This window comes from Lysinibacillus sp. NPDC056185 (genome assembly GCF_047737915.1).
GTDB lineage: Bacteria > Bacillota > Bacilli > Bacillales_A > Planococcaceae > Lysinibacillus.
In genome coordinates this window covers 205239-222811 of the sequence record NZ_JBLLLQ010000007.1, presented here as the reverse complement: position 1 = coordinate 222811, position 17573 = coordinate 205239, and the positions used below count along the sequence as shown (strand labels likewise).

Below are 17573 nucleotides of genomic sequence, written 5' to 3'. Positions count from 1 at the left end.
TCGTTCCTCTATTGCTGATCCCCAAGGAGTCGCCCAGCCTCCACTACAATCAACTTATTTACATAGTATACGTTTTAACAAAAGTCATCCACAACTTTCGGTGATGAACCAAAATAAGGTATATTCTTATGAAAAATTTCAGTCTAAAGTATGAACGGCTGAGGCAGACGTTCCAGACTTTGAAATGTTATCATTAAAATTAGTAATGCCAAAGAAGAGGTGTTTTTGTGAGGGACAATGATCATTCCAATATTGGTATTTTAAAAGAAATTGCAGAGTTATTAAACGAAGAAACTGAAATTGTGTCGATGCTAAAGGGAGCACTTGTGAAATTTTTAAATGGCACAAATTTTGAAACGGGCTGGATTTTTTTTATCGATGAAAAAGGGCGCTCAGAGCTTGTTGTCCATGTCAATTTACCAGAGGCACTGGAGCATAAAAATTGCCATTATTTAGAAAGGGGAGGCTGTTGGTGTGTTTCCCGCTATCGTAATGAGGAATTAAAGAAAGCCTCTAATATTATTGAATGTCAACGTATTGAAAGCGCCATTGCAGCAAATGTTGGTGATCACGAAGGCATTACACATCATGCAACAGTGCCGCTTCAATCTGGACAAGAGCGTTTTGGTGTCTTAAATGTTGCATCGAAGGATACCGTGCGTTTTTCAGAGGAAGAGCTAGCATTACTTGAATCGGTTGCATTTCAGATGGGGTCGGCCATTAAGCGTATTTTACTGACAAAGCAGGAGCAAGAAATGGCACTTGTGAAGGAGCGCAATCGTCTAGCTCGAGATTTACATGATTCCGTGAATCAGCTACTTTTTTCAGTTACATTAACGGCGAGAGCTGGTATTGAAATGACAAACGATAGTGATGTGAAGGAAACGTTTAAGGAGATTCAGCACTTAACACAGGATGCCTTAACAGAAATGCGTGCTCTTATTTGGCAACTCCGTCCAAAAGGATTAGAAAATGGTTTACTTGAAGCGATAAAAGTGTATGCTGAAATGCTTGGCTTGAAGCTTCATGTAACGGTCTCAGGTGTACTGCAATTCCCATCACGTATCGAAGAAACATTATTTCGGGTAGCCCAAGAAGCACTTAATAATGTTCGCCGTCATGCTGGTGTTCTGGAGGCTGCGCTTTATATTACGGTTACTTCTACAGATATTTTACTTGTTATTCGTGATGAGGGACGAGGCTTCGTCGTCGATCATAACACAAAGCTACTTTCGATAGGCTTGCAATCCATAAAGGATCGTGCAAAATCAGTTGGTGGAAAAGCTGACTGGGTTAGTGAAATTGGCAAAGGAACAGAGCTATTAATCCGCTTGCCATATTAGGGGGGAAGAGTATGATACGTGTTTTAATCGCAGATGACCATCATGTAGTGCGTCGTGGATTATTATTTTTCTTAAAAACACAGAAAGATATAGAAGTTGTAGGAGAAGCGAAAAATGGCCTAGAGGCAGTAACTTTAGCGGAAAGTATACAGCCAGATATTATACTCATGGACTTGGTAATGCCTGAGATGGATGGGATTCAGGCAACGAAGCGCATTAAAGCTAAGTTTCCACAAATAGAAATTCTAATGCTGACAAGCTTTTCAGACCGTGATCATGTAGTGCCAGCAATGGAGGCAGGAGCTGCAGGCTATCAGTTGAAAGATATTGAACCTGATGAGTTGGTATTGTCCATTCGTCGTATTATGCGAGGCGAAAATACATTACATCCAGAAGCAACAACAACTCTTGAAATGGACCGTCAAGAATCAAAAAATGCACCTCATGTTTTAAACCCACTAACACCTCGTGAACAGGATGTGCTTGCAGAGCTTACAAAAGGGAAAAGTAATCGAGAAATTGCATCCTCTTTATTCGTTACAGAAAAAACGGTGAAAACTCATATTTCTAATATTTTCACGAAGCTACAAGTGCAGGATCGTACGCAGGCAGCCCTTTATGCTGTGAAGCACGGGTTAACAGAGGGTAGCGGTGTATAAAATATAAAAAAATAAGTAAAACGGCGAGTTCCTACAAATTGTAGTAGCCCGTCGTTTTTTAATGAATAAATCCTTTATTTATTTTAGAACAAAGAAATTGTTAGAGATATCAATTAATGTAGAGCTTGGCGAAATCGATAGGTCATCTTTTAGCTTCTGTTCATAAGCGAGGAATACTTTGTATGCTTGTTCATGAAACCCCGCATTTATTAAAATGTGTAAATAGTGCTCAAGTTTTTGTTCATTATATGGATCAAACTCTAATAGTCTATTTAAAAAATTTAATGCCTTATCAATATCCGTTAGTAATGTTGCTTGAAAACCTTTTTCTAATAAATCTATGTATGATTTCGTCAGCTTATCTTTATAGGCAGTGGCCCACTCATAATCATCATAAATGAGTAGTCCATTTTTATAAATTGAGAGACTTTGATTGATCAAAGAAATTGGTGGGAATTCTAACTTCATGAAATCCTCATAATATCTATGAAAGTCATATAAATCACAAAGGATGTTCGGTTTTTCGAAGATATAGTATTTGTTTGAAAAAATAATACAGTTTGCATAACCTATATTATTTAAGGTTTTTCTTAAATAAGAAAGTGCGGTATGAAGATTCGATTTTGCTCGTACATAGTCTAAATCAGGCCATAGAATTTCAATTAAATAATCACGATGAATAGGAATGTTTGGATGTAATATGAAATATACAAATAACTCCTTTGTTTTCTCGGTTTTGAAGGCAACTAAGCTGTTGTTGCTATATGCGGCAAATTGATTAAAGCATTGTACGTTTAACATGGTTTTCGAAGCTTTTTTAATCATTTGCTGAATGGAATATTCATGCTCGATACGAGAAATAGTTTTTTCTAAGCGAGCATGACTAATTGGTTTAAGTACGTAGTCAAGACCTCCGATTTCATATGATTGTAAAGCAAATTCTTTATATGAAGTTATAAAAATAACACTAACATGTGGACGATCAGTTTTGATAATATCAGCTAATTCAAGCCCAGTCAGTTCATTCAGCTTTGCCTCTAAAAAAATTACGTCAAATTCTATTATTGGAAGCTCATTTAAAAATACTTCTACACTTGTAAAAGTTTGAATTACCTGTATTTGCTGAAATGCTTGTAGTTTACTTTGAAAATAGTGTAAAGCTAAAGGTTCATTGTCTATTAAAACGGCTCGAATCACGTCAAAATCTCCTTTTTACAATTAAATTGAAAACCATTAAACTCTAGTTTGTTGTCTTTGAAAATGCTTTTCGAATATAGGGTGGGCACTAAAAGTAAATTCCACATAAAATTAAAAATTTGACACCAAAATTTAGCTCTTTGTATTCCGTTTTCCATAAGTTAGTGTCGGATCTCCTCATACGCTATCTATTTGTACAGGATTTATCTGTTTAGCTTTTTCCCGAAGCTGGCTCGTGCTCCGTGCTAAACCTTTTTACATAGAAATTAGGACTTCCACAAATAGTTACTATAAAGTTTTTCTACTTAATAGTTTTTAGTGTCCTTATATAGAGGATAGAAGTTTTATATGTTGTGATAAGAGAATTGAAATAATTAAGCGTTTATTGTTAAAAACAACGTAGTTATAGTAGAGATTATAAGTACCTAAGTTGTTTTTTCTTATATTGTAAAAATAGTATAATGAATGTAATAATTTGTTAGGCGCTATTATAGTACATTTGACTTAAATAAAACTCAAAAAGTACTTAAAAAATACTTAAAGTAGATAGGGAATTAGTAGGTAAAACGCAATTAGCATACAAATAGAATTTATCGTAAAGGAGTATAAATATGAAATTAGAGCGTCTTTTAACGATGATAATGATTTTAATAAATCGTAAAAAAGTGACAGCCCAGGAGCTTGCCGATTTATTTAATGTGTCAGTTCGTACTATTTATCGAGATATTGAAACATTGAGCTGTGCTGGGGTTCCTGTTATTAGCCAGCAGGGAGTTAATGGAGGGATTAGTTTAATTGAGGGCTATCGTGTGGATAAGCAAGTGTTAACGAAGGAAGAGCTTACCTCACTTTCTATTGCCATTAAAAGTGCATTAACAACATACGAGGATTCACATGCTGAAGCAGTACTTGAAAAATTAACAGGTGTTGCGGATGAGGAAGTAAAACAATCGATTGATCAACTGTTTATTGACCTTAGTCCTTGGGGGCCAAACGTTATTTTCAAGGAACAGATAACTTTATTAAAAAAGGCAATTGAACGTGAATATTGTATAAGCTTTACGTACTCTACTACGCATGGCTGTATAACAAGAAGATTATTAGAGCCACACACTTTAGTACAAAAGGGAAAAGTTTGGTATGTTTATGGCTATTGCACATTGAGAGAAGATTTTCGCTTATTTAAAATTTCAAGAATGAAGGATATAAAAGAAGAGATGACGACATTTCAGCGCAAAAAAGTCAACTTGTCTGAACTCCCGTGGGATAAAGAGTGGCATCATCCTCAAAATATAGTAAACCTTACGTTATCTTTCGATTCTGCAATAACAACATTAGTAGAAGAATCATTTGGCGCTGAACATGTAGATAATGAGAGCTCAACTATTAACATTGCATTGCCTGAGGATGAATGGTTATATGGCTTTCTTCTAAGCTTTGGCCATCGCTTAAAAGTTTTAGCACCACCACATATAAGTGAGATTGTGCGAAAACGGGCGCAGGAAATTGTTGAGTTGTATAAAAAACACTAATTGATGACATACAGATGTCAGGTTTCCTTTGTTATAGTCATAACAAATAGAACGAAGGGTGGATTTAATGATGCAAAGTTATTGTCAAAGCTGTGGAATGCCATTAGTGGATGAAGCTTTACTTGGTACAGAAAAAGAAGGACACAAAAGTCAGGATTACTGCACATATTGTTATGTATTAGGAGAGTTTAAGCAGCCAAATCTAACAGTTGAAGAAATGATTGAAATTTGTGTGCCGCATTTAAAGGGAGATGGCATGGGGGAAGAAGAAGCACGCCAAATGTTGACTTCTTTTTTACCAAGCTTAAAGAGATGGAGAAAGCATGACATAAAAGAACCGGTTGTGAACAATAAAGAATCATTTCAAATTGTAGGAATTTCAGCACGAACAAGCAATGCGAATGAAATTACCTCACAAGCAAAAATCCCACAATTATGGACGAACTTTTATCAACAAGATGTAACGGGACAAATAGCTAATGCAGTAAATCAAGTAACATATGGTCTGTATTCCGACTACGAAACAGATGTTAATGGAGAGTATTCAATTACACTTGGAATGGAAGTAGTAGCTACCGACGAAATTCCTGAAGGTATGGTCGTAAAAACAGTGCCAGCTGCTAAATATTTAGTTTTTACTTCTGACAAAGGTCCATTTGAAGAAGTTGTCGTAAAAGCATGGCAGGATGTTTGGGCTTGGTTCGCAAACTCAGGTGTAGAGCGAACATACACAGGTGACTTTGAAATGTACGATGAACGATGTGCAAACCCACAAGAAGCACAGGTCGATATTTATATTGCAATCAAATAATTAAACAAATTAAGCTTCCTGTCTATGATTGATAGGAGGCTTATTTGTTGGGGATTTTTACATTTGAAATATTGTGAAAGCATACATTCCTATGATTATGTACTGTATAATAAAAAAGAATATTCTGATGTTTGTTAGGTGAATAATACAACGGTAATTAATTCTCATGATGGTGACAAATCGTTTATTACTGTAAGGAAGGAGTAGTTGTTTGGCTAAGAAAAAAGTAGGGGACATTTTAAGTGTTTTATCGTTATTACCCGTCATAATAAGTGTTATTTTTTTCTATTTAAAAAGAGGACCCGATTTTGATATTTATTTTGGTATCACCTTGTTTAGCATTTTAGCAATCATCGGTATTATATTTGCAGTAGTCTCTTTGGTATGGTCTAAAAAACGTATTTTCGGTTGGATTGGTCTTTTCGCAAACATATTACTTTTGGTTTATGCTTTTCTATTGCAATTAGCAATGGGAATCGGTGAACCATAAACCTTAATGGTGTTGAAGTTCAAACTGCACTGCCGATCGCCACAAATGCTTTTAATAGCGATTGCACTGTGTCAGTTGCCTCCCATCGGGCATAATAAAACGACCCCCTTCTCATGTAAGGGAGTCGTTTTTTGCGTTTAGATTTAGTTTATTTCAGTAGAAGCTCTTGCCATTATAGGTTGTGAGCAAAATACTATTTTTATCGCCCGAATCAAACAAGCGCAATTTTTATATTACCAAGGCAAATACGATAAGGCAATTTATTTTCTTTCAGCGCTTGTCCAAACGCAATTATGCCAAGGCATAATAGATTTTTTGTCTGTTACTCATCGTTTTCATTTGATAAATCACGTTCAGGTAATTTCAGAACTTCTAAGTATAAAATATGGTGACCATCTAATTCTTTTGCGATAAATTCATAACCTTGTTCTTCAATACTGTCTCCTTCGACTGCATCAAAGCGCATTGTCATGAACCAACCACCGATTGTATCAATATCATCATCTTCTATGTCAGTACCTAGCATATCATTTACGTTTTCTACTAGCATCTTCGCATCTAAAATAAAGTGATCTTTTGCAATTTCCTGAACCTCTGGAATTTCATCTTCATCGAATTCATCTTGAATTTCGCCGACAATTTCCTCAATAATATCCTCAATCGTAACTAGACCAGATGTTCCGCCATATTCATCCATTAAAATGGCCATATGAATACGTTCACGCTGTATTTTTAGTAACAAGTCGTTAATTTGCGTTGTTTCCATTACGCGAATAATTGGCTGCATATAGTCAATCACTTGCTTATCGCCATTTGCTGGGTCTTTAATGTAAGCAGTTAATAAGTGTTTCATATTGACTAAGCCGATAATATGGTCTTTGTCACCATCGATAATTGGGTAACGGGTATATTGCTCAACGCCCATTAAATCGAAAACCTCTTTAATCGTTAGTTCTTTTTCTATACCAACGATTTCAGTACGTGGGACCATGATTTCTTTCGCAAGACGATCAGAGAACTCAAAAATACTGTTTACATATTCATATTCTGAAGTATTAATTTCTCCACCCTTTAAACTATCCGACAAAATCATACGTAACTCTTCTTCAGTATGGGCTACTTCTGATTCTGACATCATTTTCAAGCCGAAAAGGCCAGTTAAGCCACGCGCAGATCCGTTTAACAGCTTAATGATTGGATAAGTAACATTGTGGAATAAAATTAATGGGCCAGAAAGATTTAATGTTACAAATTCTGCTTTTTGGATGGCAAGTGTTTTCGGCGCCAATTCCCCTATTACAACATGCATAAACGTTACAATTGAGAATGCAAGTATAAATGAAAGGACAGTAGTAAAATTTTCACTCAAATTTAGAAATTCAAACACTGGATTCAAGATAATCTTAAATGTAGGTTCACCAAGCCAACCTAGACCTAAAGCAGTGATCGTAATACCTAATTGACATGCAGATAAGTATTCATCTAAATCTGAAATTACACGTTTTGCATTTTTTGCTTTTTTATTCCCTTCGGCAAGCAATTGATCAATTCGTGTGGATCTTACTTTAACGATTGCAAATTCGGTTGCAACGAAAAATCCTGTCATTATGATTAGTAGGGCAAATGCCGCCAACCTTATGGTTATTTCCATTATGTCTCCGTCCAAATAATTCCTTTGTCCCCGCCCGAATGAGGGAGGTAAACAAAGTGTACACCTCCTATGATATTAAAAAATTGTTGAATGACTTAATCATAAAATATTTATAGGCAAAACACAAATATTGACAACAATTTTTTTAACTTCTTTCAGCGGGTGACCAACATCATGTTGCTGTCGCTACGTTGCACTACGCTTTCGCACAAAAAACATCTGTTGCTGTCGCTACGTTGCACTACGCTTTCGCACAAAAAACATCTGTTGCTGCCGCCACGTTGCACTGCGCTTTCGCACAAAAAACAAATCAATTATGCTGAAGCAAAATTGATTTGTTTTTCACACCGTAAATTGAAAAAATTAAATAAATTCAAACACCAAAAGATTGAAAATAGAAATTTGTTATGCTAACTTTAAATATAGCAAAGAAGATAGTTTGTTTAGAGAAAGAAGCATTTAATCTCATATAAAACGACACGTCAAAAATCTCAAGAGAACTATACTTGCGGATTTTTTTAAATGAATTATTTTTAATAGCAACAAAAAGGAGCTATCACATTCATATGGGGTGGCTCTTTTGTTATGTTGAAAATTAATATGGTCAAAGAAATCTATGTGGATGTTGTGGAAAGTCGCTTCGCTTTCGTAAAATATTTGTAGCTGAAGTTAAGTTTTATCATTATAAATTAGAGTGATATAAAGAGGTTGATTCGAGTGGAGACTGAACGCCCCAGTCGGAGCGGAAATCAACCCCCTCTGAAGAGCGATATTATGACTCTTTAATTTCAAAATAGTTTTTCATAAAAAAGGAGCCAGTTTCATTTATTGAGACGGCTCCTTCTGCTTTAATTATTTATTGTTGTTGAAAACGTAATTTTAAGCACGCTTTTTCCACATCGTGAAGCGTTTCTTTAAACGGTATTTCACCTGAGTAAAGTGCAATTGAAACAGGTGCTTTTTCTGTTATACCTTGCTGTGTAAAAATATAATTTTTGCCCTTATACGTTAAATATATATTTTTTACAGGCCTTTTTCCGAAAGGATTAGTAGATGAATTGAAAAATCCTTTTAATTGACTGCAGTATTCATTGTAGAAATCACTTTTAAAGCCAGAAAGAGCCTCAAATTTTTTACTATCAATAGCTTCAGCCTCATTCGCTAACTCGAAAATTTTAGCGGAAAATTCGGAAAAAACTTCTTTTACTTTTGCACGAATTAATGCTTTTGAATTATAACTGTTTAAGTCATCAGAAAGAGTGACTTTACTCATTGAAATAGCCTCCTGCATAAAAAACCTTTAATTCTTAATAACATAAATGTATAAGAAAAATAAGGGAATTTCAATATACTTAACCATTTTTAAGCTAATAGCAATGTTGAAATTAGTAAAAAATAGGTGTTTTTATGCAATTGAGAACAGGAAAATACTACTCGTATCTTCATTCAGCAGCTTTCTGTGCGACAGCAACAAATGTTTTCTGTGCGAAAGCAAAGCGACAGCACAATTACGCCAAATCGAAATTGATCAGTCGTAAACATGGTACAACATAAGCTCATGAATCATTTTTTTTACATCCTCTTCGTTTGGAGGGATAGTTCCATTCCATTGTATAACGCCATCTTTTAAGTACTCCGCTGTATAACGTTCACGTTGATAAAAGAACGAAATAGACCACCCTGGAAGCTGAGAATTTTCAAATAAAGGCTTAAAGCTAAAATGCTGAATCATAACCAAACCCCATTTCTTATATATGTAGTTAATATTATTCAAGGATAGTGGTAATTTTGCAACTCCAAATCTCATTCCTATCGTAATGAGCTGAAAAAGGATTTTTTGTTGATATTTTGCTTATACTACTCGAATCGCGCATTAAAGCGAGTAGCTCGTAGCGGAAATTAGTATTTCAAAATTAATAAAGATGGATAAAAATAGTTAATCTAATAGAGGGTATTTCTTTCGTAGAAAATCATTGCTCTGCTATAATTAGTGCATTAGGCGACAAATTACGCCAATAGTGAATACAATTGAAATGAGAGGATACTAATGGATAATTTTATAGTGACATTAATATTTATGGCAGTTATCGGTGCTGCAATCGGTGGTATAACGAATCACCTAGCTATTAAAATGCTTTTCCGACCACATAATGCCATATATATTAAAAATTGGCGAGTGCCTTTTACACCAGGTCTTATTCCGAAACGACGTGACGAATTAGCAAAGCAACTTGGGCTAACGGTTGTGAATTATTTATTAACACCTGAAACTTTTAGAAAGAAGTTTTTCTCAAAGGATATTCAGGACAAGGTAGAACAGTTTGTACAAGCAAAGGTAGAAGAAACGATTTTTACAAATGATAAAACAATTCAGGATTGGCTATCATTAGCTGGATTTTCCAATATGCCAGCAACAATTGAACAGAAGGTAGAAGCAATTGTTGAGGGACAATTTGAATCAGTTAAGAATACACTATCAACGAAATCAATTCGTACACTATTATCAGCAGATATTCAAAATACAATTGATGCAAAGATTCCAGTAGCGGTTGATCATATTTTAGAAAAAGGTGAGGATTATTTTTTATCACCTGAAGGCGAACTGACAATTAAGGCGATGATTGATGACTTCTTATCGTCAAAAGGATCACTTGGTGGAATGATTAATATGTTTTTAGGTGATTCTTCGTCGCTCATGTCAAAGGTTCAGCGTGAGCTTATAAAATTTTTACAGAAACCAGGAACATCAGCATTATTAACGAAAATTTTTACTCAGGAATTAGAGAAATTAAAAGATCGCCCAGCAATGGATTTCTTACAGGATATTCATTTTGAACAAATATTATCGAAGTTGCAAACTTACGTAAAAGAACAATTAGCAGTTGAAGAGCGCTTGAATTATCCGATTTCGCATTACTGGCCAGAAGGTAATTCATGGATGAAGGAAACTGTGATTCCACAAGCCATTGAAAAAGCTTTTGTAAAAGCTGAAGAGAAATTAGAAGATGTGTTGAAACGCTTAAATTTACAAGAAGTAGTACGTGAGCAGGTGGATTCTTTCCCTGTAGAGAAATTAGAGGAACTTGTACTAGGTATTTCAAAGCGTGAGTTTAAAATGATTACAGTACTTGGTGCAGTTCTTGGTGGATTGATTGGGATTGTGCAAGGGTTAATTGTTTACTTTATTTAAAAAGGAGAATTATGTTTATGATTAATATTTACAATGAAATTAATGCGTTAGAGGCAGCTTTACGTAAAACACCTGAATTTGAAGTGTTAAAAGAAGCAGTGACAGCTGTTAAGGAAGATGAAGAGGCAGTAAATTTATTCAAAAATTTCCGTAAGGTTCAAATTGACCTACAGAAAAAGCAGTTAACTGGCGAAGATATTTTGGAAGATGAACTTGTATACGCGCAAAAAGCAGCACAGCTTGCACAGCAAAATGCAAAAATTTCTGCAATGCTTGAGGCAGAAATGAAGCTAAGTAAGATCATTGAAGAGGTAAACCGCATTTTAATAAAACCTATTCAAGCATTGTATGAAGAATTTTAACAGCGAAGATCAGCATCAAAGCGGAGGAAAAGCATGATTTAGCGGCGAAGATCAGCATCAAAGCGGCGGAAAAGCATCATTTAGCGGCGAAGATCAGCATCCAAGCGGCGAAAAAGCATGATTTAGCGGCGATGTTCAACGTCCAAGCAGCAAAACAACAAGTTCTAACGTCGCAAACGAGAGTTCTGAAAAAACAGATGCTATCGTCGATCTGATCAAAAAGCTTTCTTAGGCATAAAAATACTAATAGTTGCACATATAACAAGTAAGAAGAAAAACGTGTTTCCGCAAGCCGGAGCACGTTTTCAATTTATGGCTCAATATCTATTGGAGGTTTTATTATGCATGTAATCATTGAATGGACCTATAAAGCGAAAAAAGGTGCGGAAACTGTTTTACGTTCAGAAGAAATGCCAGCAGCCCAAGCATTACTACTTGCGGAGGACATGGAGCGAACAGGGAGAGTAAAATCACTGCATTGTGTCGATCGACAGGATACAAACTGGTCTTTAAAGGAACTCAAGGCATATTTAAAGGAAATTGACACTGAGCCACACAATATTACAGTCTATTTTGATGGGGGCTTTGATCGTGCAACAAATCAATCAGGACTAGGCTGTGTGGTTTATTATGAGCAAAATGGCAAGCCATATCGATTGCGACAAAATTCTTTTTCGTCAGAGCTTAAATCCAACAATGAGGCAGAATACGCAGCGCTATATTTGGGATTAGTCGAGCTTGAGCTATTGAATGTTCACCATTTGCCCGTTTGCTTCACAGGTGATTCCCAAGTTGTTATCAATCAATTAAGCGGAGAATGGCCAGCACTTGAAAAGAATTTATCTAGCTGGGCAGATAAAATTGATGCAAAGCTAGAGAAGCTCAGTATCCAGCCAGAGTACAAGCTTATATCACGTAAAGAAAATTCTGAAGCCGATCGTCTTGCAACTCAAGCATTAAACGGTATCGATATTACAGGATTAAGGGAAATGGTAAAGGAGTAGGTATTAGATACTCCAAAAGAAAAGTGGCTAGGACAAAACTAGTCAAAACTTTAAAAAGTGCGAGAAATCAATTTTCGAAACATTGATTTCTCGCACTTTTCTTATGTGAAAATTCATGATCAAGGATCTTACCGCTTCGCACAAAAAACAACTGTTGCTGCCCCTACGTTGCATTCGTTATTGCTAATTATAATAGATATTTACCGGTAAATGGTTTTTGTCACAAATTTTCCTGATTTTAATGAAACTTTTACCATTCTAAAACTACTACTACTATGAACCTAATAATAAGGAGAGATTTTATGAACATGAAAAAATTCGCACCTGTAGCAATGACAGCATTATTATTTGGAAGTGTAGTAATGCCAGTCGCTTCGGCAAAAGATAATCCGACAAAGACGGAACAACAACTACCACAAATTCAAATTGATCCTGTTCACATTTTTAATACTACTTATGGAACAGTTGAAAAAGTCAATTCTAGTGAAAAAATTACATATTTCACAGTAAAAGATGGCAATCACACAAATATTTTAGAGATAACAAAAGATACACTTGTTTTCGATAATACAGGTAAAAAAGTGGATCTTAAAGAAGGGGATAAAATAGTAGCTTATACATTTGCGAACAAGCCACAAAAATTAATTTATCCACCACAATTCAATCCCGAAGTTGTCATTGTTGAAACTAAAGAAGCTGGATTTGTTGAAGTTGATTACTTCTTTGAAAACCTAACAAATACTTATGACATGTTAAAATTAAGCATTGGTGAAAACACGGAGCTTTTAAATACGAAGGGAGAGAAAGTTGCAGCTAAAGATTTAGTAGAGAAGAACTTAGTAGTTTTTTATACAGCTTCAACAAAAAGTATCCCCGCTCAAACAACCCCTTCTAAAGTAATTGTTCTTGATGACGAATCAGGAAATACAACAGAAAATACTATAGATGCAGAAATAGCAGAAATAATCGCGACAGATTATTATGAAGTTGATGGAACAAAGATGGTTCCGTTGCGTTTGATTGCCGAAAAGCTTGGTTATACAGTGGAGTCAACAGGTAAAGGTGCAATTGTATCTAAAGGCAATTTATCTTACACAATTACTCGTGGAGAAAAAATGTTTGGTTATAACAAAGCATTACGCTCACTTAATGCAGCCCCTGCTTTGTTAGGCGGTAATAAAACATATGTACCAGTTGAATTTGTAGAGGAATACTTAAAATAATTTTAAAAAATCCCCATAAAGGTAGATTTACCTTTATGGGGATTTTTAGAATTTGATTTCCAAAAATATTCATTATAGGAAACTTGAAAGGACAAACAGCGTCTTAATTAACGGAGAGAATGACTTTACTTCAGGAATTCAAATAGAAGAGAGGATTTAATTTGGAAAGAAAAACAAGAAGCTCTAAAAAAGCGAAACCTAAAAATAAAGTTATAAAAATAACCTTCCTAGTAATTGTAATTTCACTATTAACCGTCACTAGTTACGGAGCTTATGCGTTTGTTAAATTTAAAAATGCCTATGATAGTTCAAAGGTTGATTTAAATAGAGCAGGAAATAAATCAGAACTTAGGGAAGAGGATGTTTCCTTTACGAAAGATCCAATCTCAATTCTATTATTAGGTGTTGAAAATTATTCTAGTAAGGAGAAGGATGGTCGAGCGGATACTCAAATGGTCATTACTTTGGATCCGGATAAATCTGAAATAAACTTAATTACAGTACCTCGGGATGCAAGAGTTAAAATAGAGAATGCTGGGGAATATACAGGTATACATAAAATCAATGCCGCTTATAATTACGGATCAATTACAGGCTATGGGGCAATTAAACTGCAATTAGAGACAGTTGAAAAATTCCTTAATATACCGATAGATAACTTTATTGCAGTAAACTTTGATGGCTTTAGAGATATTGTCGATGCTTTAGGTGGAGTTACAATAGATGTAAAAGAGGATTTCTGGGAAGATAATATTTACGATAGAAAACAAAGGATAGAATTTCATAAAGGAGAGGCACATTTAAATGGGGAAGAGGCACTTGCATTTGTAAGAATGAGATATAGACCTGTTAATGCTTCATACTCACGCGAAGAGAGACAAAGACAATTTTTGACTGAAACGATTAATCAAGCAAAATCGACGAATACAATATTCAAAATTGGTCAAATAGCAGATATTTTAGGAAAAAACGTAGAAACAGATTTAAACACTAATGAAATTTACGCACTCCAAAAGCAATATTTGAATTCCAAAAACATAACTACGAAAACGTTAGAAATAAAAGGAGAAGATCAGTATATCGGTAAAGTTTCTTATTTTATACCCGATATGGAAGGCTTGGAGAAAGTAAGTATGGAATTAAGAAAAATTCTTAAACTAAAAGAAGAAAAATTCAAAACAAATGCGGCTATAGATAATTAAAAGATAAGAATCCATTTTGATTAATTTTTTCAAAATGGATTTTTTGTATCGTTAGACAGAATGTTCTGTTATTATTTCTGGCTTTGCTTAACGTTATAAAAATTTGTTAAACTATTGGTACTGTAATTTTGAGAGAAAAGAGCGAAGAAAATGAAAATTATTCACATAGATCAAAAATATCCTGAAGATTGGATTCGCGTATTAAATCATATTGCGAATTTATTTTTTGAGGATTCTAAGTTAAGAGTAGAGTCTGAAGGAACAGATATGACAGTGTCATTCGAATATAACGTTGGGGTTGATTTCTCAATATCTACAAAAGCCGTTCTAGAAGTAGAAAGTAAGCGTTATACGAATGATTACCGTATTCAATATGAAACTGAGGCTGAAGGACGTGAGCTAAATATTCGTATGAAGCGTGCTTTGTCTCACGTATTTTTAGATGTATTAGAGCAACATACTGGAATGCATCAGCAATGGGGAATTTTAACGGGTGTGCGTCCAACTAAGCTTTACCATAAATTCCGAAAAGCTGGGAAGAGTGAGGAAGAAATTGCAGATATTCTTATTCGTGATTTCCGTCTGTCAGAAGAAAAGGTAGCGCTACTAAAAGAAATAGTGGCTCGTCAGTTAGTGACGATTCCTGATATAGATGAAATCGGTAAAGAAATAAGCATTTATATAGGCATTCCTTTCTGCCCGACTAAATGTGCCTATTGCACGTTCCCAGCCTATGCGATTGGCAGCAATCGAAAACAAGGGCGTGTTGCTACATTTTTAGATGGGCTGCATATTGAATTACGTGAAATGGGGAAATGGCTGAAGGAAAATAATATGAAAATCACGTCCATTTATTGGGGTGGTGGTACACCGACATCTATTGAGGCCCATGAAATGGATGCATTGTATCAAACGATGCATGAGTCCTTCCCGCATTCTGAAACAATCCGTGAAGTAACTGTCGAAGCGGGCAGACCTGATACGATTACACCTGAAAAACTAGACGTGTTAAAAAAATGGGGCATTGACCGTATAAGTGTTAATCCACAATCGTATACAGATGAAACACTTAAAGCAATTGGTCGTCATCATACGGTACAGGAAACAATTGATAAGTTTTGGTTAGCACGTGAATCAGGCATGAATAACATTAATATGGATTTAATTATTGGTTTACCGAATGAAGGAATTGAAGAGTTCCAGCATTCATTAGATGAATCTGCAAAAATGCAGCCAGAATCGCTAACAGTTCACACATTATCATTTAAACGTGCATCGGAAATGACACGTAATAAGGATAAGTACAAGGTAGCAGACCGTGATACTGTTGCACAAATGATGCATATGGCACAAGTATGGACGAAGGAAAATGATTATGTACCATACTATTTATATCGTCAAAAAAACATTTTAGGTAATTTAGAAAATGTCGGCTACAGTAAAGCTGGTGAAGAAAGTATCTATAATATTGTCATAATGGAAGAAGTACAGACAATATTAGGGATTGGCTGTGGAGCATCCTCTAAATTTGTACATCCTGAAACAGGGAAGATTACGCAGTTCCACAATCCAAAAGATCCTGCTGCCTACATCATGACATTTGAAGAGGCAATTGGTAAAAAAATAGAGTTTTTAGACGAATTATATAAGGCATAAAAAATGATGGCAATCTGACGTGGTGTTCAGATTGCCTCTTTTATTCCGATAAATCGCGATAATGTTCCGATAAACCAGTAAAAGATTCCGATAAAACCACAAAATGTTCTGATAAAATTAAAAAACATTCCGATAAAATCTAGTTATAATTTTCTTAAATCACACGCCATTTTTAATATAACAGCATCTTCAAAATATTGAGGATCGTAGCCTGTTAGCTCTCTAATTTTATTTAGTCTATAGGTGAGCGTATGGCGATGAATATTTAACTGTTGGGAGCAGAGCTTAAGCTGTAAATTACAATTAAAAAAAGCTTGTAATGTTTCAAGTTGCTTTGCATTCATGCTTTTGAGAACACGATGATGGAATGCTCGAATCGCCTCCGAATCTTGATTTTTAAAAAGAGAGAATAACTCTATATCTTCAAAATAAGTGATTTCTTTATTAATCAAGGCAAACTTTAGTGCCGTTTTAGCACCATGATAGCTATGAGGTAACTGAGATAAATGTTGGACGGTTGGACCAACTCCAATTTGTAAGGAATGAAGTTTTTGTTGCTTTTTCCGCAATGCCTTCATTATTTGCTGCTGTGTATTGTCCTCACAACTTGTTAACAGAATATAGTATTCATGTAGTTGACTATAACCTGAAAGTATAGGCTGCTTATAAAATAGATCTTCTAGAAAGAAAGGGATGCTATTCTCTGTATATAAGGGTTCATCTAAGCTTACTAGTAGGATTTGAAAAGGTGCTACTAGTGGAAATGGCAGCTTATGGATCCGTTCCTGTAATGCCGCATCTAGCTTGCTACCATGAACTAGTGCTTCAAATATGTAGTCATTATTTTTTCTATGCCATTCACTTTTTGATTCGATAATGGCTTGATGTGCCATGATTTCGGTCGTTAATTGGACAAGGTTGGCGATTTCTAGTATGTCCTCAGAATCCCCTGTAATCCCAATAACACCAATGACATCATCCTGATACATGATAGGCATATTAATGCCAGGCCTAGTGTTTGGATACTGGTCTATATTGTCCTCATTAATAATAAGCGCCTCCTTGTTTTTGGCAACATAGAGTGCGCCTTCATGAATATTCTCAACTCTCATTTTATCGCCAGAAGCTAAAATGACACCGGTTGGACTAATGACATTAATGTTGCGACGTAATCGTAACATTGTTTGATGTACGATATCTTCTGCTAATTTTTTCGTTAATATGTTTATACACCTCGCATAAAAAACATCTGT

The 17573-nt window shown here is 35.2% G+C and carries 16 protein-coding genes; 11 read left to right on the top strand and 5 right to left on the bottom strand.

The window, feature by feature from the left end:
- Positions 1-227 precede the first annotated feature (227 nt).
- On the top strand, positions 228-1343 hold the full coding sequence (locus ACMZ42_RS10085) for a GAF domain-containing sensor histidine kinase (RefSeq protein WP_370080974.1): 1116 nt from the start codon (positions 228-230) through the stop codon (positions 1341-1343).
- 11 nt (positions 1344-1354) lie between these two features.
- On the top strand, positions 1355-2002 hold the full coding sequence (locus ACMZ42_RS10080) for a response regulator (RefSeq protein ID WP_370080973.1): 648 nt from the start codon (positions 1355-1357) through the stop codon (positions 2000-2002).
- Positions 2003-2080: 78 nt separating this feature from the next.
- Here the strand turns inward: ACMZ42_RS10080 and ACMZ42_RS10075 are convergent, their stop codons facing one another.
- Positions 2081-3199, bottom strand: coding sequence for a response regulator (locus ACMZ42_RS10075; RefSeq protein WP_415731362.1), 1119 nt, complete (start codon positions 3197-3199; stop codon positions 2081-2083).
- Positions 3200-3810: 611 nt separating this feature from the next.
- Here ACMZ42_RS10075 and ACMZ42_RS10070 point away from each other — a divergent pair.
- From ACMZ42_RS10070 to ACMZ42_RS10060, 3 genes are all read left to right on the top strand, one after another.
- Positions 3811-4731: a helix-turn-helix transcriptional regulator gene (locus tag ACMZ42_RS10070; protein ID WP_415731361.1), complete on the top strand. Its 921-nt coding sequence runs from the start codon at positions 3811-3813 to the stop codon at positions 4729-4731.
- Positions 4732-4801: 70 nt separating this feature from the next.
- Positions 4802-5542, top strand: coding sequence for an effector binding domain-containing protein (locus ACMZ42_RS10065; RefSeq protein WP_415731360.1), 741 nt, complete (start codon positions 4802-4804; stop codon positions 5540-5542).
- A gap of 211 nt (positions 5543-5753) precedes the next feature.
- Complete coding sequence (locus ACMZ42_RS10060) at positions 5754-6032, top strand: hypothetical protein (RefSeq protein ID WP_415731359.1); 279 nt, start codon at positions 5754-5756, stop codon at positions 6030-6032.
- Between the two features lie 322 nt (positions 6033-6354).
- Here ACMZ42_RS10060 and ACMZ42_RS10055 read toward each other — a convergent pair whose 3' ends face one another.
- The 3 genes from ACMZ42_RS10055 to ACMZ42_RS10045 form a co-directional block, all read right to left on the bottom strand.
- Positions 6355-7683: a hemolysin family protein gene (locus ACMZ42_RS10055; RefSeq protein ID WP_370080968.1), complete on the bottom strand. Its 1329-nt coding sequence runs from the start codon at positions 7681-7683 to the stop codon at positions 6355-6357.
- Between the two features lie 856 nt (positions 7684-8539).
- Positions 8540-8956, bottom strand: a complete 417-nt coding sequence (locus tag ACMZ42_RS10050) for a hypothetical protein (protein WP_415731358.1) — start codon at positions 8954-8956, stop codon at positions 8540-8542.
- A 255-nt stretch (positions 8957-9211) separates the two neighbouring features.
- Positions 9212-9415, bottom strand: coding sequence for a YheE family protein (locus ACMZ42_RS10045; RefSeq protein ID WP_370080964.1), 204 nt, complete (start codon positions 9413-9415; stop codon positions 9212-9214).
- A 315-nt stretch (positions 9416-9730) separates the two neighbouring features.
- Here ACMZ42_RS10045 and ACMZ42_RS10040 point away from each other — a divergent pair, with 315 nt between their 5' ends.
- The 6 genes from ACMZ42_RS10040 (at position 9731) to ACMZ42_RS10015 (ending at position 16320) form a co-directional block, all read left to right on the top strand.
- Positions 9731-10873, top strand: coding sequence for a DUF445 domain-containing protein (locus ACMZ42_RS10040; protein ID WP_415731357.1), 1143 nt, complete (start codon positions 9731-9733; stop codon positions 10871-10873).
- Between the two features lie 17 nt (positions 10874-10890).
- Entirely contained in the window at positions 10891-11235 is a 345-nt protein-coding gene (locus tag ACMZ42_RS10035) for a YlbF family regulator (RefSeq protein WP_370080960.1), read from the top strand.
- A gap of 341 nt (positions 11236-11576) precedes the next feature.
- A complete protein-coding gene (locus ACMZ42_RS10030) occupies positions 11577-12239 on the top strand; it encodes a ribonuclease H family protein (RefSeq protein ID WP_370080958.1) in 663 nt (220 codons plus the stop codon).
- Positions 12240-12541: 302 nt separating this feature from the next.
- Positions 12542-13462, top strand: a complete 921-nt coding sequence (locus tag ACMZ42_RS10025; RefSeq protein ID WP_415731356.1) for a stalk domain-containing protein — start codon at positions 12542-12544, stop codon at positions 13460-13462.
- 161 nt (positions 13463-13623) lie between these two features.
- On the top strand, positions 13624-14664 hold the full coding sequence (locus tag ACMZ42_RS10020) for an LCP family protein (RefSeq protein WP_370080954.1): 1041 nt from the start codon (positions 13624-13626) through the stop codon (positions 14662-14664).
- A 150-nt stretch (positions 14665-14814) separates the two neighbouring features.
- The gene (locus ACMZ42_RS10015; RefSeq protein ID WP_402870915.1) at positions 14815-16320 is read left to right on the top strand and encodes a coproporphyrinogen III oxidase; all 1506 of its coding nucleotides are present in this window, start codon (positions 14815-14817) and stop codon (positions 16318-16320) included.
- Between the two features lie 143 nt (positions 16321-16463).
- Here ACMZ42_RS10015 and ACMZ42_RS10010 read toward each other — a convergent pair whose 3' ends face one another.
- Positions 16464-17543 (bottom strand): CdaR family transcriptional regulator, encoded by a 1080-nt coding sequence (locus ACMZ42_RS10010; protein ID WP_415731366.1) that lies wholly within the window; start codon positions 17541-17543, stop codon positions 16464-16466.
- Positions 17544-17573: the final 30 nt, after the last annotated feature.

Bases quoted from the DNA above. Each gene is read 5' to 3' on its own strand.
- ACMZ42_RS10080 (WP_370080973.1), top strand. From the start codon at position 1,355: ATGATACGTGTTTTAATCGCAGATGACCATCATGTAGTGCGTCGTGGA.
- ACMZ42_RS10070 (WP_415731361.1), top strand. From the start codon at position 3,811: ATGAAATTAGAGCGTCTTTTAACGATGATAATGATTTTAATAAATCGT.
- ACMZ42_RS10065 (WP_415731360.1), top strand. From the start codon at position 4,802: ATGCAAAGTTATTGTCAAAGCTGTGGAATGCCATTAGTGGATGAAGCT.
- ACMZ42_RS10055 (WP_370080968.1), bottom strand. From the start codon at position 7,683: ATGGAAATAACCATAAGGTTGGCGGCATTTGCCCTACTAATCATAATG.
- ACMZ42_RS10050 (WP_415731358.1), bottom strand. From the start codon at position 8,956: ATGAGTAAAGTCACTCTTTCTGATGACTTAAACAGTTATAATTCAAAA.
- ACMZ42_RS10045 (WP_370080964.1), bottom strand. From the start codon at position 9,415: ATGATTCAGCATTTTAGCTTTAAGCCTTTATTTGAAAATTCTCAGCTT.
- ACMZ42_RS10040 (WP_415731357.1), top strand. From the start codon at position 9,731: ATGGATAATTTTATAGTGACATTAATATTTATGGCAGTTATCGGTGCT.
- ACMZ42_RS10035 (WP_370080960.1), top strand. From the start codon at position 10,891: ATGATTAATATTTACAATGAAATTAATGCGTTAGAGGCAGCTTTACGT.
- ACMZ42_RS10030 (WP_370080958.1), top strand. From the start codon at position 11,577: ATGCATGTAATCATTGAATGGACCTATAAAGCGAAAAAAGGTGCGGAA.
- ACMZ42_RS10025 (WP_415731356.1), top strand. From the start codon at position 12,542: ATGAACATGAAAAAATTCGCACCTGTAGCAATGACAGCATTATTATTT.
- ACMZ42_RS10015 (WP_402870915.1), top strand. From the start codon at position 14,815: ATGAAAATTATTCACATAGATCAAAAATATCCTGAAGATTGGATTCGC.